This window comes from Bacillus sp. FSL M7-1345, from assembly GCF_038006985.1.
GTDB classification, from domain to species: domain Bacteria; phylum Bacillota; class Bacilli; order Bacillales; family Bacillaceae_G; genus Bacillus_A; species Bacillus_A cereus_U.
Genome location: NZ_JBBOWG010000001.1, coordinates 4,837,883 through 4,851,959, shown reverse-complemented (window position 1 = coordinate 4,851,959; position 14,077 = coordinate 4,837,883). Strand labels below are relative to the sequence as shown.

The window sequence follows — 14,077 nt, the reverse complement described above, 5'->3', positions numbered from 1 at the left end:
GTATGTGAGATGAATTGTATGAGGAATTTGCCGAATTTTATATATATTATGCATTATTTCATATCAAAAATTGTCGAATTCACATTATTGTAGTGGTATGACAACTTAAAAAATTAGATTGTTATAATGGGATGGTGAGTAAGTATGCATGCAGAAAAATTAGGAAGCGAAATAAAGAAAATTAGGGTAATGAGAGGATTAACACAGAAACAACTCTCCGATAATGTATGTCATCAATCGGAAGTGAGCAGAATTGAATCGGGCGCGGTATACCCAAGTATGGATATATTGCAAGGTATCGCAGCGAAGTTACAAGTTCCCATTATTCATTTTTATGAGGTACTCATTTATTCCGATATCGAGAGGAAAAAGCAGTTTAAAGATCGAATTATTATACTTCTTAAGCAAAAGAAATATAAAGAGATTTATAATAAAGTATGGAATGAGCTGAAAAAGGAAGAGTATCATCCTGAGTTTCAGCAGTTTCTTCAATGGCAATATCATGTATCTGCGTATGTGCTAAAGAAGATTGATTATGAATATTGTATTCTAGAGTTAAAAAAGCTACTAAATCAACAATTAACGGGAATAGATGTGTATCAAAATCTTTATATAGAAAATGCGATTGCAAATATTTATGCTGAAAATGGCTATTTTAAGAAGAGTATTGAGTTATTTGAGGATATATTAAAGCAAGTAGAAACATTGCATAATAATGAAGAATTCGATGTGAAGGTAAGATATAATCACGCGAAAGCATTATACTTAGATAACCAATATGAAGAAGCACTTTATCAAGTGAATAAAGCGATTGAAATATCGTGCCGGATTAATAGTATGGCATTAATTGGACAGCTATACTATCAAAGAGGTGAATGCCTAGAGAAGTTAGAGCATGATAGGGCAGAGATTGAAGATGCATATAAGAAAGCAAGTTTCTTTTTTGATATATTAGAAATGCATGTATATAAAGAAGCGCTTGCAAATAAAATCAACAGATAACACCCTAAAAAATGGATATGCATAATTGCATACGGTATGGATAAATTTTCATGATATATTAAAAGAAAAAATGTGGGTGATGGAATATGAAAAAACTACTTATTGGTAGTCTATTAACGTTAGCGATGGCATGGGGTATTTCATTAGGAGATACAGCTTTAGAGAAAAGCCAGGTAATTTCTCATAATAATCAAGAGGTACAATTAGCTTCAGATCTACCTTTTGAATATTAAAAAACAACCGTCTTACTTAGACGGTTGTTTTTTCGTTGAGTAACATCCAAACATCTTTACTAGAAACAGGTTTGCTAAAGAGGAATCCTTGAATGTGGTCACAGTTTTGCTCGTGTAAAAACTTCCATTGTTCTTCTGTTTCTACACCTTCCGCAATAACCTCTAAATTTAATTCTTTTGATAGCGTAATAATGGAAGCGATAATGGCTTCTTCTAAAGGGCTATTTGTAATTCCACAAATAAATTCTCGAGCAATTTTTAATGTATTGATTGGATATTTCGTTAAATAAGCTAAAGAACTATAACCAGTTCCAAAGTCATCAATTGAAATTTGGATACCGAGATTTTGAAGTTCTTCTAGTTTAGCAATTACAGAATGATTTTGATTAATTGCGATACTTTCCGTAATCTCAATATCTAGCGCTTCCGGCTTTAGTTCTGTTTCTTCCAAGAATTTTGAAATAGTTGATATTAAATTTGCGTGATTAAATTGAACAACAGATAAATTTACACCAACCTTTAAGTGAGAAAATCCTTGGTTATGCCACTTTTTTGCTTCTAAGCAGGCGGTACGTAAAATCCAGTTACCAAGTTCAATAATAAATCCTGTCTCCTCTGCTAGAGGGATGAATTGGGCAGGTGATACAATTCCGAGTTTTGGGTGTTTCCAACGAATTAACGCCTCAAAACCGATAATTTGTTTTGTTTTTGTGTTTACTTGTGGCTGGTATTCAAGGAAAAATTCATTTTGTTGTAGTGCTTTTGAAAGCTCACCTTCTAGGAAGTGTATTTCATTTTGAGCAATACTCATTTCTTTTGAGAAGAAAACGAATCTGTTTTTTCCATTTGCCTTTGCTCGATACATAGCCATATCTGCATTTTTCATTAATTCGGTTACATCGGTTCCGTAGTCAGGGTACATTGCAATTCCGATACTCGGTGTAACAGAAAGTTCTTCATCTTTAATAAAGTAAGGCTTATTTAAGATAGTTAAAATTTGTTCAGCTATAAAAGAAGCACTTTTTTCAGAGTACATATCTGGTAATAGAATCGTAAATTCATCTCCGCCTTGGCGGGCAACGATATCTTTTGAACGCAAACATCCACGTAATCTTTTTGCTACTTCAATTAATAATAGATCCCCAACATCATGGCCGAGTCGATCGTTAATTTTTTTAAATCGATCTAAGTCGAGGAACATGACCGCAACGTCATTAGTGTTGTTTTGAGCTGTATTTAAAATCGTTTTTAAATCTTTTTCGAATTTCCGGCGATTCGGTAGTCCTGTAAGTGCATCATGAAAGGCTAAATGTTCTACTTGTTTTTGTTTTTCATATAAAGTTGTAATATCACGTGCTATGCCGAACATCCCAACAACTTCTTTATTTATGAAAGTAGGGATGAGTGTAATGTGAAGGTAATAGTAGTAGCCTTCTTTTTCTTTTGTACGAACCTCTAAAGTTTGTGGTCTACCTTCTTTAGTTATTTGTAAAGCTCTCTTTAGTAGATCATGGTCTTTTAAATCAATAAAGTGTAGAAGGGAATAGCTTTCGACTTCACAATAGTAGGCAGTAAATAAGCTTTCACAAGCCTTATTAGATTGTTGAAAAATGCCATTCATATTTAAAGAGAAAACGGCATCAGGATGATCTTCGAATAAAGATGTATAACGTTGTTCACTTTTTGATAACGCAGATGCACCTTCTTCAACTTTCCCTTCTAGTTGTGTAGTCAACTGTTCGTACGTATCGATTAGTACTTGATTATCTTTCCACATGTAAAGTTGTCGTAGGAATAATAAGATGAGTGATAATACGAGACCGATTAACATGAACTTATCATCCCAAGGTTGAATAAGAATAAAGGCAAAGGTAATGATTATACTGAAATATGGTAATATAAAGCGCACATAATCGAATCGATAATATTTCGCTTTCGTTTCATGTTGCATGGGTTTATCCAAAATATATAGTATGGATGATAAACCGATTAATAAAATTGAAGCAGTATGTATTAAGTAAGAGACTTCAGAAGAAGGTTTCATTCCTGAGTTTAACTGGAATAGGTGTATATATCCGTGTACAAGTATGATAGTAAAGCCGATAATTAACGAAATTCTACTAGAAGAATATTGTTCTCTTCTATATAGACTAATAACGGCGTAAATTACTAATGATTGTGCAATAAAATACCCAATCAAAATCCACGTGTCCTTCGTTAACATACGAAAGCTTGAAATATCTAAAATAAAGGTTAAGGTAAAATAAATATTCATAATAAAAATAAAGATGCTGTCGAATGAAAATTGTGCAAGGCCTCTAATAGAGTAATGTTTTATAAACTTTATAGCAAAGCCAGAAAAGAGCAAAATATATTGTATGATGAAAAAAGGCAATGCCTTATATGAGAATATGACTTGATCATATATAGAAAGTGAATGAAGAAATAAAGTTATCTCCATAGCTAATCCACATATACAAGTGCATAGTACTAGAACCCAAAATAGTTTGTCACCGTGCTTCATCTTTTTAATTGCTTTATATAAGCAATAGCAAGAAAAGAGTGTAGCAAACCAAAATAAGAAGAGAATTCCAATTTCTTTTATATTTAAATCCCTAGGGATAAGGAATATCCAAAGAGAAAATATAATTATATACATCATGACAAATTGTACATATTTTTTTTGATTAATCATATTATGACTCCGTTTCAATAAAGTTGAATCGCAGGGGGAAAATGCTAATTTAAATAATAGCATATAAATTAGGATGTTTTTTGCTATAAGAATTACTTTTTTTGAAAAAATAGCGCAGTGTTACAAATTACCATTGTAACGTTGCGCCGTTTTTTCTTTTTATCCCTCTTATAGAAGCGATTTCATCTATTAACTGAAGAAGTGCTAAATCCTTTTGTTTACTTTCAATCATAATATCGAAATCATGATCAATTTTTTTTGTAATGTGCAAAAAAGGTTTAATAAACTCTAAATCAATATAATCTGCGTGGGCCCTAAATTCTTTTTCAGATCTAGGAGAAGAAATATGAACTTTAGGAAGGACATTTGTATGTGACCAAGTTTTAAATATCATAGGAAGTAATTCTTCTAGCGGTTCATTACAAAGGTTCGCTATGTGATGATGATAATCGAACACGAAAGGGATTTTTTCTTTTTGACAAATAGCCAAAGTTTCAGAAGTTGTATATGTTTTATCGTCATTTTCAAGAGTCATTTGTCTTTTTATATGGTAAGGAAGTTGTTGTATGTTTTCATGAAAACGTTCGATTGCCTTCTCCTTATTTCCATACGCGCCACCTACATGGATATTAATGTAGGAAGAATCTGCAATTCCCATAGCATTTAACACGTTATAATGATAGGTCATATCTGTAATGGCATTATTTGTAATATGTGGTTTGTCGCTTGTAAATAGTGTAAATTGATTGGGATGAAAACTTACGCGTAAATTGTGTGCTTGAATTAATGCTCCTATTTTACGCCATAGTGGAGCAAATAGTTGAATGTAATCAAATTCAACTTCAGGATGTGTTGCAAGCGGGACGATAGAAGATGATAAACGATATAATGGAATTTCGTGTGCAATATTGTAATGAAGGATGCGTATTGTGTGTTCTAGATTTTGCAGTGTGACATTATATAATTTATCTTCACGCTCTTGTTTTTTTAGTTTTTTCCAGCTTGTAAATGTCATTGTTTTGGCAGGCGAACAGTCCCATAATGCCGTAGCATGTGAGACATATCCAAATCGCATTATCATATGTGATTCACCTCTTTGGCTCTTGAAATTTCCCTATAAAAAGAACGCGAGTATCGTTCCTATCCATTCCTTTCCTCTATCAATAATGGAGAGAGGGCTGACATCTTCAAAGGAAAGTAATGAGGAGCGTCCCAAATCTTCCTCGAATTTGCTTTTTACTTCTTGTATGAAATGTTTATCGTATAAAAGGCAATTGATTTCATGGTTACTATATAAACTTCTCATATCGAAATTAGCAGTTCCGATATCACAAATATGATCATCTACTATAATAATTTTTGCGTGGAAAAATCCTTGCTGAAAAGCGTAAATATTACAACCAGCTTGTATTAACTTTCGGCAATATGGGAATTTTGCTTCTCGAACGAGGGCGTGATCTGCCTTTTGTGGAACGAGAATAGTTATTTGAACCCCACGTTTTCGTGCTTTTAATAATGCGTTCATAATTTTTTTTCCAGGAATAAAATATGGTGTACCGATAAAGAGTTCTTTTTCCGCGCTTTCGATTAAATGTAAAAATGTATTTTGTAAATAGGCACCATCAGTAGGGATGAAGCGATGTAGAATAGCACCAGGTTGTTGTTCTGGAAAATAAAGAGAGGAATCTAATAAGTTTTGGTTCGTATCATCAAACCAGTCATGTAAAAATTGTTTTTGTAAATCTTGTATCCCTTCACCTGTAAGACGTAAATGATAATCTCTCCATAACCCTAACTTTTGATTGTGCCCTAAATATTCCTCGCCGATATTAAATCCACCAATATAACCAATTTTCCCGTCAATAACTGTAATTTTTCTATGATTTCTTTGATTGGCAGAAAAGAAAAGAAAAGGAAATTTTACTTTGTGACAAAATGAAAAAGAGACACCATGCTTTTGTAGGGAGTAAACCGCTTCTTTTGATAAATAATGACTTCCAAACCGGTCGAGTAAAAGTCTTACTTCAATTCCTTCTTGTGCTTTATCGATAAGTAACTTTAAAAATTTAAGACTTATGTCATCGTTTTTTACAATAAAAAATAAGACGTGCACATGGTGTTTAGCTTGTTTTATATCAGTAAAGAGAGCATCGTACAGATCATTTCCGTATGTATAAAGGCGAAAATCACTTTGACGTAAAGGGAAAGAACGAGAGCGTACGCGCTTTAAATGAAGAATTCTCCCGTATGAAAGGTCGATTGTAATCCAGAGAGCGCTGCCTAATAACAAGAGAGATAAGAAGAACATAAGTAAATTCCCTCCTTCACGGTCTTTTCACCATCAATTTTTTACAAATCAAAAGTTCAATTTAGCCCGCTATTTGCAGGCTGCCCGTAAAAGTCCGATTAGTGTGGGCTAATAATCATTGGGTATGAACAGCCCCGCCGATTAAAGTTTCACTTTATAGTTTCACCGAAATAAACAGCTTTATTAAAAAATGTGTTGTTGTATAACAAAAAACTGTTGACTGAATGCTCACTCATTATATAATGGGAATAGGGGATACAATTCAGAAAATTATATATTTTCGAAGATTCTAAAAAAGGAAGAGGGCTTACAAAGAGAGGGGTAGCATAAAATGAATAGCTTACTAATCATTAATTGGCTGGCTGCCATTGCTGTTATTGCTTATGCGGGATATTTGTTTGTATATCTTATACGAACGAGGATGGCCTACATACAATTAGGAAAAAAGATTGAATTTGACCGTCGTTTTAAAGAACGTTGGGATCTCCTTAAGGTCAATGTTTTCGGTCAAAAAAAGCTGCTGAAAGATAAAAAGAGCGGCATCATTCACGTTATGTTCTTTTACGGATTTATTCTTGTCCAATTTGGAGCAATTGACTTCGTTTGGAAAGGGCTCGCACCAGGATCACATCTTCCACTTGGACCACTATATCCTGCATTTACATTCTTCCAGGAAATTGTCACACTTGTTATTTTAATTGCAGTCTTTTGGGCTTTTCATAGACGCTATGTTGAAAAGCTTGTTCGTTTAAAACGTAATTTCAAATCAGGTCTTGTCCTTATCTTTATCGGTGGCTTAATGATTTCTGTGCTACTTGGTAATGGAATGGGAATTATATGGCATGGCGAAGAGCTTTCGTGGAGTGAACCAATCGCTTCTGCAATCGCTTACGTTTTCTCAGGGATAAATGAAACCGTAGCCATTTCAGTGTTCTATTTCTCTTGGTGGGTGCATCTATTAATCTTGTTAACGTTTTTAGTTTATGTACCACAATCAAAACATGCGCATTTAATTGCTGGACCAGTTAACGTATTTTTTGGTCGTCTTTCAAATCCAGGAAAACTTGAAAAAATCGATTTTGAAGATGAAACGCAAGAAACATTCGGTGTTGGTAAAATTGAAGACTTTAGACAAAATCAACTTATCGACTTATATTCTTGCGTCGAATGTGGTCGTTGTACAAATATGTGTCCGGCAACAGGAACAGGGAAAATGTTATCACCGATGGATTTAATTTTAAAACTTCGTGATCATTTAACTGATAAAGGAGCAGCGGTAACATCAAAAGCACCGTGGGTTCCAGTTGTTGCTTTTAATAATACACAAGGAAATCAGTTAGCGATGATGGCAGCTGGAAAAGGACAACAAGAATCAGCGGCTACAGCGCTAGCGTACGATCCAAGTTTAATCGGAGATGTTATTACAGAAGAAGAGATTTGGGCATGTACAACGTGCCGTAACTGTGAGGACCAGTGCCCAGTTATGAATGAGCATGTTGACAAAATTATTGATTTACGCCGCTATCTCGTTTTAACAGAAGGGAAGATGGACGCGGAAGCGCAGCGTGCAATGACAAACATTGAGCGTCAAGGGAATCCGTGGGGACTGAATCGTAAAGAGCGTGAAACATGGCGCCAAGGTGACGATGAAGTAACAGTTCCAACTGTAAAGGAGAAATCAAAAGCTGGCGAAGAGTTTGAATACTTATTCTGGGTTGGATCAATGGGTTCGTATGACAATCGCAGTCAGAAGATTGCGATATCATTTGCGAAGCTAATGAACGAAGCAGGCATTTCATTCGCAATTCTTGGTAATAAGGAAAAGAACTCTGGTGATACACCGCGCCGCCTTGGAAATGAATTTGTATTCCAGGAAATGGCGACTAAAAATATTGAAGAATTTGAAAAAGCAGGAGTGAAGAAAATCGTTACGATTGACCCTCATGCTTATAACACTTTTAAAAATGAGTACCCGGACTTTGGCTTACAAGCAGAAGTCTATCATCATACAGAATTACTAGCTCAGTGGGTGAAGGAAGGACGTTTAAAACCTGTCCATTCTATTGAAGAGACAGTTACGTATCATGATTCCTGTTACTTAGGAAGATACAACGAAGTATACGAAGCACCGCGCGATATTCTAAAAGCAATTCCAGGTGTAAACCTTGTAGAAATGGCGCGTAACCGTGAAACGGGAATGTGCTGTGGTGCGGGTGGTGGCCTAATGTGGATGGAAGAAACGGCAGGTTCTCGTATTAACGTTGCTCGTACAGAACAAGCGCTAGCTGTGCAGCCGTCAATTATCGGTACAGGATGCCCGTATTGCTTAACGATGATTAGTGACGGTACGAAAGCGAAAGAAGTTGAAGAAACAGTTCAAACTCTGGACGTAACAGAGATTTTAGAACGCTCAGTTATCGGACAGAAGAAAGAAGCAATGTAGTTTGTAGGCATGCATCCAACTTTAGAAAGAGGTGCAATAATTGCACCTCTTCTCAACGTAGGAATGCCGAGCGAGCGCTCGGTGCTAAAAAAAGAAATGGGGGAAAGAAACATGAGTAAAACAGTTATTTTAAGTGCTGCAAGAACACCGGTTGGAAAATTTGGAGGAACTTTAAAAGACGTGAAAGCAACAGAACTTGGAGGAATCGCAATTAAGGCAGCGCTTGAAAGAGCGAATGTTTCCGCTAGTGATGTTGAAGAAGTTATATTTGGAACGGTTATCCAAGGAGGGCAAGGACAAATTCCATCACGCCAAGCAGCAAGAGCGGCCGGCATTCCTTGGGAAGTGCAGACAGAAACAGTAAATAAAGTTTGTGCATCAGGACTTCGCGCAGTTACATTAGCGGATCAAATTATTCGTACTGGTGATCAATCACTGATTGTAGCTGGTGGAATGGAATCGATGAGTAACAGCCCTTACATTTTACGAGGGGCAAGATGGGGATACAGAATGGGTAACAACGAAGTTATCGATTTAAACGTTGCAGACGGTTTAACATGCGCATTTTCAGGTATACACATGGGTGTTTATGGCGGAGAAGTTGCAAAAGAGGATGGGATCTCCCGCGAAGCACAAGATGAATGGGCATATCGTAGCCATCAACGTGCAGTTTCGGCACATAAGGAAGGTCGTTTTGAAGAGGAGATTGTACCAGTAACAATTCAGCAAAGAAAAGGCGATCCTATCGTCGTGGCTAAGGATGAGGCGCCGCGTGAAGATACAACGATTGAAAAACTAGCGAAATTAAAGCCTGTTTTTGATAAGACGTCGGCAGTAACAGCTGGTAATGCCCCTGGACTAAATGATGGCGGTGCTGCGCTTGTATTAATGAGCGAGGACAGAGCGAAGCAAGAAGGAAGAAAGCCATTAGCGACAATTTTGGCACATACGGCGATTGCGGTAGAATCGAAGGATTTCCCAAGAACGCCAGGTTATGCAATTAATGAATTGCTGAAAAAGACAGGTAAGACAATTGAAGACATAGATCTATTTGAAATCAATGAGGCATTTGCGGCGGTAGCAATTGCAAGTACAGAAATCGCAGGGATCGATCCGGAAAAATTGAATGTAAATGGCGGTGCTGTAGCAATGGGTCATCCAATTGGAGCGAGCGGAGCACGTATTATCGTTACACTTATCCATGCACTGAAGCAGCGCGGCGGCGGAATTGGAATCGCTTCTATTTGTAGCGGTGGCGGTCAAGGTGATGCAGTGATGATTGAGGTTCATTAATTTACGTTCAGGAAATTTTTGGTTTATTAACAACTTATATTAAGGGGGAAGAAAGAATGGGTGTACAAAAAATAGTTGTAATTGGTGCAGGGCAAATGGGTTCAGGTATCGCACAAGTGTGTGCAATGGCAGGCTATGATGTGAAAGTGCAAGATTTAAAGCAAGAGCAATTAGATAGAGGGCTAGCTGTTATTTCGAAAAATTTAGCCCGCCAAGTAGAAAAAGGTCGTATGAAGGAAGAAGAGAAAGAAGCGACTTTAAATCGTCTTACATGGACGCTCGATTTAAATAGTGTCAAAGAAGCGGATCTTATTATTGAAGCAGCTGTTGAAAAAATGGATATTAAAAAGAAAATTTTTGCGAATCTAGATGAAATTGCTCCAGAACACGCAATTTTAGCGACGAATACGTCATCTCTACCAATTACGGAAATTGCAGCGGTAACGAAACGACCTGAGAAAGTAATCGGCATGCACTTTATGAATCCAGTTCCAGTTATGAAACTCGTTGAAATTATTCGTGGTTTAGCTACAGATGATGCAGTGTACGAAACGATTGAGGATATTACGAAAAAAATCGGGAAAGTGCCAGTTGAAGTAAATGATTTCCCAGGGTTTGTATCGAACCGTATTTTATTACCGATGATTAACGAAGCAATCTATACGTTATATGAAGGTGTAGCGACGAAAGAAGCGATTGATGAAGTAATGAAACTCGGTATGAATCATCCGATGGGACCACTTACATTAGCTGATTTTATCGGTTTAGATACGTGTTTATACATTATGGAAGTGTTGCATGAAGGATTAGGAGATAGTAAATATCGCCCATGTCCATTATTACGTAAGTATGTGAATGCAGGATGGTTAGGACGTAAAACGGGTCGTGGTTTCTACGTTTACGAATAAATTCCTCCCTTTATTAAAGTAGTGGTCTTACCAAATTATTAAAAAGATATATAGCAAACGGAGGCGAAGTACATGAATTTTCACTTTACTGAAGAGCAACAAATAATGAGGAAAATGGTTCGAGATTTTGCGCAGAAGGAAATAGCTCCCTTTGTTCCTAGTATGGAACAAGGGGTGTTCCCAAAAGAGATTTTGCAAAAGATGGGTGAGCTTGGACTAATGGGTATTCCAGCGCCTGCAAAATATGGCGGGGCAGAAATGGATTTTATTTCTTACATTCTAGCGATTGAAGAAATTTCAAAGGTAAGCGCAACGGTCGGTGTAATTTTAGCTGTACATACGTCAGTTGGAATGAATCCGATTTTGTATTTCGGAACAGAAGAACAGAAGCAGAAGTATGTTTCTAAACTGGCGACTGGTGAATATTTAGGCGCATTTGCTCTAACAGAACCGAATGCAGGATCAGATGCAGGCAGTTTGAAATCAAGAGCTGTAAAGAAAGGTGATCACTACATCATTAATGGATCGAAAGTCTTTATTACAAATGGTGGTGAAGCAAGTACATATATCGTCTTCGCGTCTACAAATCCAGAGGCGGGGAAAAGCGGGATTTCAGCATTTATAGTAGAGAAAGATACACCAGGCTTAATCATCGGAAAAGATGAGCATAAGATGGGGCTTCTTGGTTCTCGTACAGTGCAACTTACGTTTGAAGATATGAAAGTGCCGGCTGAGAATTTACTTGGTGAAGAAGGACAAGGATTTAAGGTGGCAATGGCGAATTTAGATGTTGGGCGAATTGGAATCGGAGCGCAGGCATTAGGAATCGCGGAAGCGGCGCTTGCAAGTGCGATTGATTATGCGAAAGAGCGTGAGCAATTCGGAAAGCCAATTGCGGCGCAGCAAGGGATCGGATTCAAACTTGCAGATATGGCGACTAGCGTAGAAGCAGCGCGATTACTTGTATACAGAGCGGCATCGCTAAGAGCACAAGGATTACCATGCGGTAAAGAAGCTTCTATTGCGAAATTATTTGCTTCTAAGACGGCTGTTGAAGTTGCGATTGAAGCAGTGCAAGTATTTGGTGGTTATGGTTATACGAAAGATTATCCAGTAGAAAGATTTTTCCGTGATGCGAAGATCACACAAATATATGAAGGAACGAGCGAAATACAAAAGCTTGTAATTAGTCGAGCTTTATAAAAAGGCAGAGGGGGAGACGGGAATGCATTTTAAATTATCAGAAGAACATGAAATGATAAGGAAAATGGTTCGGGATTTTGCAAGGAATGAAGTAGCACCGACAGCAGCAGAGCGTGATGAGGAAGAGCGATTTGATCGCGCTTTATTCGATCAAATGGCAGAGCTTGGTTTGACCGGTATTCCGTGGCCTGAAGAATACGGCGGAATTGGAAGCGATTACTTGGCGTATGTAATTGCCGTTGAAGAGTTATCCCGCGTTTGTGCTTCTACAGGTGTAACGTTGTCTGCACATACTTCACTTGCTGGATGGCCAATTTTTAAATTTGGAACGGAAGAGCAAAAACAAAAGTTTTTGCGCCCAATGGCTGAAGGGAAGAAAATTGGTGCATATGGCTTAACAGAACCAAGCTCTGGATCAGATGCTGGTGGAATGAGGACGACTGCAAAACGAGATGGAGACCATTACATTTTAAATGGTTCGAAAATCTTTATTACAAATGGCGGCATTGCTGATATTTATGTTGTTTTTGCATTAACAGATCCTGATTCGAAGCAGCGCGGCACGAGTGCATTTATTGTGGAGAGTGATACGCTAGGGTTTTCAGTTGGGAAGAAGGAAAGTAAGTTAGGAATTCGCTCTTCGCCAACGACTGAAATTATGTTTGAAGACTGCCGTATTCCTGTAGAGAATATGCTAGGGGAAGAGGGCCAAGGATTTAAAGTTGCGATGCAAACGTTAGATGGCGGTCGTAATGGTATTGCGGCGCAAGCGGTTGGGATTGCACAATCCGCTTTAGATGCTTCTGTAGAATATGCAAGAGAACGTCATCAGTTTGGGAAGCCGATTGCGGCGCAACAAGGAATTGGCTTTAAACTTGCAGATATGGCAACTGATGTAGAGGCAGCGCGTCTTTTAACATATCAAGCGGCTTGGCTTGAATCTGAAGGGCTTCCGTACGGGAAAGAGTCAGCGATGTCAAAAGTATTTGCAGGTGATACAGCGATGAAGGTAACGACTGAAGCAGTACAAGTATTTGGTGGTTATGGTTATACGAAAGATTATCCAGTAGAGCGTTATATGCGCGATGCAAAGATTACACAAATATATGAGGGAACACAAGAGATTCAAAGGCTTGTAATTTCTCGTATGTTAACGAAGTAGGAACGAAAGCGTAGGTATTTTCCTACGCTTTTTACTTCCAAAAATAATAGAGAGAGGTGAAGGGATGGTTAAACATAATGTACATGCGTCAGTGAAAGATGAAAAATTAGTTGCGTTAAGGCGTGAACAAATGATTAAAGGTGCGGTGCAGCTGTTTAAGCAAAAAGGATTCCCGCGTACAACAACGAGAGAAATTGCGAAAGCGGCTGGATTTAGTATCGGAACACTTTATGAATACATTCGCACAAAAGATGATGTATTATATTTAGTTTGTGATAGTATTTATGAACATGTAAAAGAGCGGTTAGAGAAAGTAGTGTGTACAGAGAAGGGAAGTATAGAAAGCTTAAAGATAGCGATAACGAATTATTTTAAAGTGATGGATGAATTGCAAGAAGAAGTATTAATTATGTATCAAGAGGTACGTTTTTTACCGAAAGAATCACTCCCATATGTATTAGAAAAAGAGTTTCAGATGGTCGGGATGTTTGAGAATATTTTAGAGCAGTGTACGGAAAATGGGACATTTACACTAAATAAAAAGGAAATACAGCTTCTTGCACATAATATTTTCATACAAGGACAAATGTGGGGATTTAGACGTTGGGCCCTGCAAAAACTGTATACTCTCGAAGAATATACAGAAATGCAAATTAGGTATGTACTGCAAGGTGCGCATATGTTTCCGAAATAAGGAATGGACAAATTATAATTTTATCCCGCTATTTGTGGGCAGTAAGACTCCCACCTCAAAATTCGGCTGGAACAAAGAAGTTAGGTGGGAGATCAAACGCCCGTAAACGCCCGATTGGTGAAGGCTAATAATCAGT

At 37.4% G+C, this 14,077-nt stretch carries 11 protein-coding genes; 8 read left to right on the top strand and 3 right to left on the bottom strand.

What is annotated here, in order from left to right:
* Positions 1–144 precede the first annotated feature (144 nt).
* Both MHB76_RS25435 and MHB76_RS25430 read left to right on the top strand, forming a co-directional pair.
* Positions 145–1,002 (top strand): helix-turn-helix domain-containing protein, encoded by an 858-nt coding sequence (locus tag MHB76_RS25435; protein ID WP_340988044.1) that lies wholly within the window; start codon positions 145–147, stop codon positions 1,000–1,002.
* Positions 1,003–1,088: 86 nt separating this feature from the next.
* A complete protein-coding gene (locus MHB76_RS25430; RefSeq protein WP_033714914.1) occupies positions 1,089–1,235 on the top strand; it encodes a quorum-sensing peptide PapR in 147 nt (48 codons plus the stop codon).
* Positions 1,236–1,251: 16 nt separating this feature from the next.
* Here the strand turns inward: MHB76_RS25430 and MHB76_RS25425 are convergent, their stop codons facing one another.
* From MHB76_RS25425 to cls, 3 genes are all read right to left on the bottom strand, one after another.
* Entirely contained in the window at positions 1,252–3,930 is a 2,679-nt protein-coding gene (locus tag MHB76_RS25425) for a DUF4084 domain-containing protein (RefSeq protein WP_340988042.1), read from the bottom strand.
* A gap of 127 nt (positions 3,931–4,057) precedes the next feature.
* The gene (gene uvsE / locus MHB76_RS25420; RefSeq protein ID WP_199660334.1) at positions 4,058–5,011 is read right to left on the bottom strand and encodes a UV DNA damage repair endonuclease UvsE; all 954 of its coding nucleotides are present in this window, start codon (positions 5,009–5,011) and stop codon (positions 4,058–4,060) included.
* A 33-nt stretch (positions 5,012–5,044) separates the two neighbouring features.
* Positions 5,045–6,238: a cardiolipin synthase gene (gene cls / locus MHB76_RS25415; RefSeq protein WP_340988038.1), complete on the bottom strand. Its 1,194-nt coding sequence runs from the start codon at positions 6,236–6,238 to the stop codon at positions 5,045–5,047.
* A gap of 331 nt (positions 6,239–6,569) precedes the next feature.
* Here cls and MHB76_RS25410 point away from each other — a divergent pair, with 331 nt between their 5' ends.
* From MHB76_RS25410 to MHB76_RS25385, 6 genes are all read left to right on the top strand, one after another.
* Positions 6,570–8,681 carry a heterodisulfide reductase-related iron-sulfur binding cluster gene (locus tag MHB76_RS25410; RefSeq protein ID WP_002198758.1) on the top strand — a complete coding sequence of 704 codons (2,112 nt, stop codon included), beginning with the start codon at positions 6,570–6,572 and terminating at the stop codon, positions 8,679–8,681.
* 9 nt (positions 8,682–8,690) lie between these two features.
* Positions 8,691–9,974 (top strand): acetyl-CoA C-acetyltransferase, encoded by a 1,284-nt coding sequence (locus MHB76_RS25405; RefSeq protein WP_340988036.1) that lies wholly within the window; start codon positions 8,691–8,693, stop codon positions 9,972–9,974.
* Between the two features lie 56 nt (positions 9,975–10,030).
* Complete coding sequence (locus MHB76_RS25400) at positions 10,031–10,882, top strand: 3-hydroxybutyryl-CoA dehydrogenase (RefSeq protein WP_002113074.1); 852 nt, start codon at positions 10,031–10,033, stop codon at positions 10,880–10,882.
* 72 nt (positions 10,883–10,954) lie between these two features.
* The gene (locus MHB76_RS25395) at positions 10,955–12,085 is read left to right on the top strand and encodes an acyl-CoA dehydrogenase (RefSeq protein WP_078179527.1); all 1,131 of its coding nucleotides are present in this window, start codon (positions 10,955–10,957) and stop codon (positions 12,083–12,085) included.
* 22 nt (positions 12,086–12,107) lie between these two features.
* Entirely contained in the window at positions 12,108–13,247 is a 1,140-nt protein-coding gene (gene acdA / locus MHB76_RS25390) for an acyl-CoA dehydrogenase AcdA (protein ID WP_002159763.1), read from the top strand.
* Positions 13,248–13,311: 64 nt separating this feature from the next.
* Entirely contained in the window at positions 13,312–13,941 is a 630-nt protein-coding gene (locus MHB76_RS25385; protein ID WP_002159764.1) for a TetR/AcrR family transcriptional regulator, read from the top strand.
* Positions 13,942–14,077: the final 136 nt, after the last annotated feature.

What these genes read in the sequence shown, in the direction of transcription:
- MHB76_RS25435 (WP_340988044.1), top strand. Translation starts at nt 145, where the DNA reads ATGCATGCAGAAAAATTAGGAAGCGAAATAAAGAAAATTAGGGTAATG.
- MHB76_RS25430 (WP_033714914.1), top strand. Translation starts at nt 1,089, where the DNA reads ATGAAAAAACTACTTATTGGTAGTCTATTAACGTTAGCGATGGCATGG.
- MHB76_RS25425 (WP_340988042.1), bottom strand. Translation starts at nt 3,930, where the DNA reads ATGATTAATCAAAAAAAATATGTACAATTTGTCATGATGTATATAATT.
- uvsE (WP_199660334.1), bottom strand. Translation starts at nt 5,011, where the DNA reads ATGATAATGCGATTTGGATATGTCTCACATGCTACGGCATTATGGGAC.
- cls (WP_340988038.1), bottom strand. Translation starts at nt 6,238, where the DNA reads ATGTTCTTCTTATCTCTCTTGTTATTAGGCAGCGCTCTCTGGATTACA.
- MHB76_RS25410 (WP_002198758.1), top strand. Translation starts at nt 6,570, where the DNA reads ATGAATAGCTTACTAATCATTAATTGGCTGGCTGCCATTGCTGTTATT.
- MHB76_RS25405 (WP_340988036.1), top strand. Translation starts at nt 8,691, where the DNA reads ATGCATCCAACTTTAGAAAGAGGTGCAATAATTGCACCTCTTCTCAAC.
- MHB76_RS25400 (WP_002113074.1), top strand. Translation starts at nt 10,031, where the DNA reads ATGGGTGTACAAAAAATAGTTGTAATTGGTGCAGGGCAAATGGGTTCA.
- MHB76_RS25395 (WP_078179527.1), top strand. Translation starts at nt 10,955, where the DNA reads ATGAATTTTCACTTTACTGAAGAGCAACAAATAATGAGGAAAATGGTT.
- acdA (WP_002159763.1), top strand. Translation starts at nt 12,108, where the DNA reads ATGCATTTTAAATTATCAGAAGAACATGAAATGATAAGGAAAATGGTT.
- MHB76_RS25385 (WP_002159764.1), top strand. Translation starts at nt 13,312, where the DNA reads ATGGTTAAACATAATGTACATGCGTCAGTGAAAGATGAAAAATTAGTT.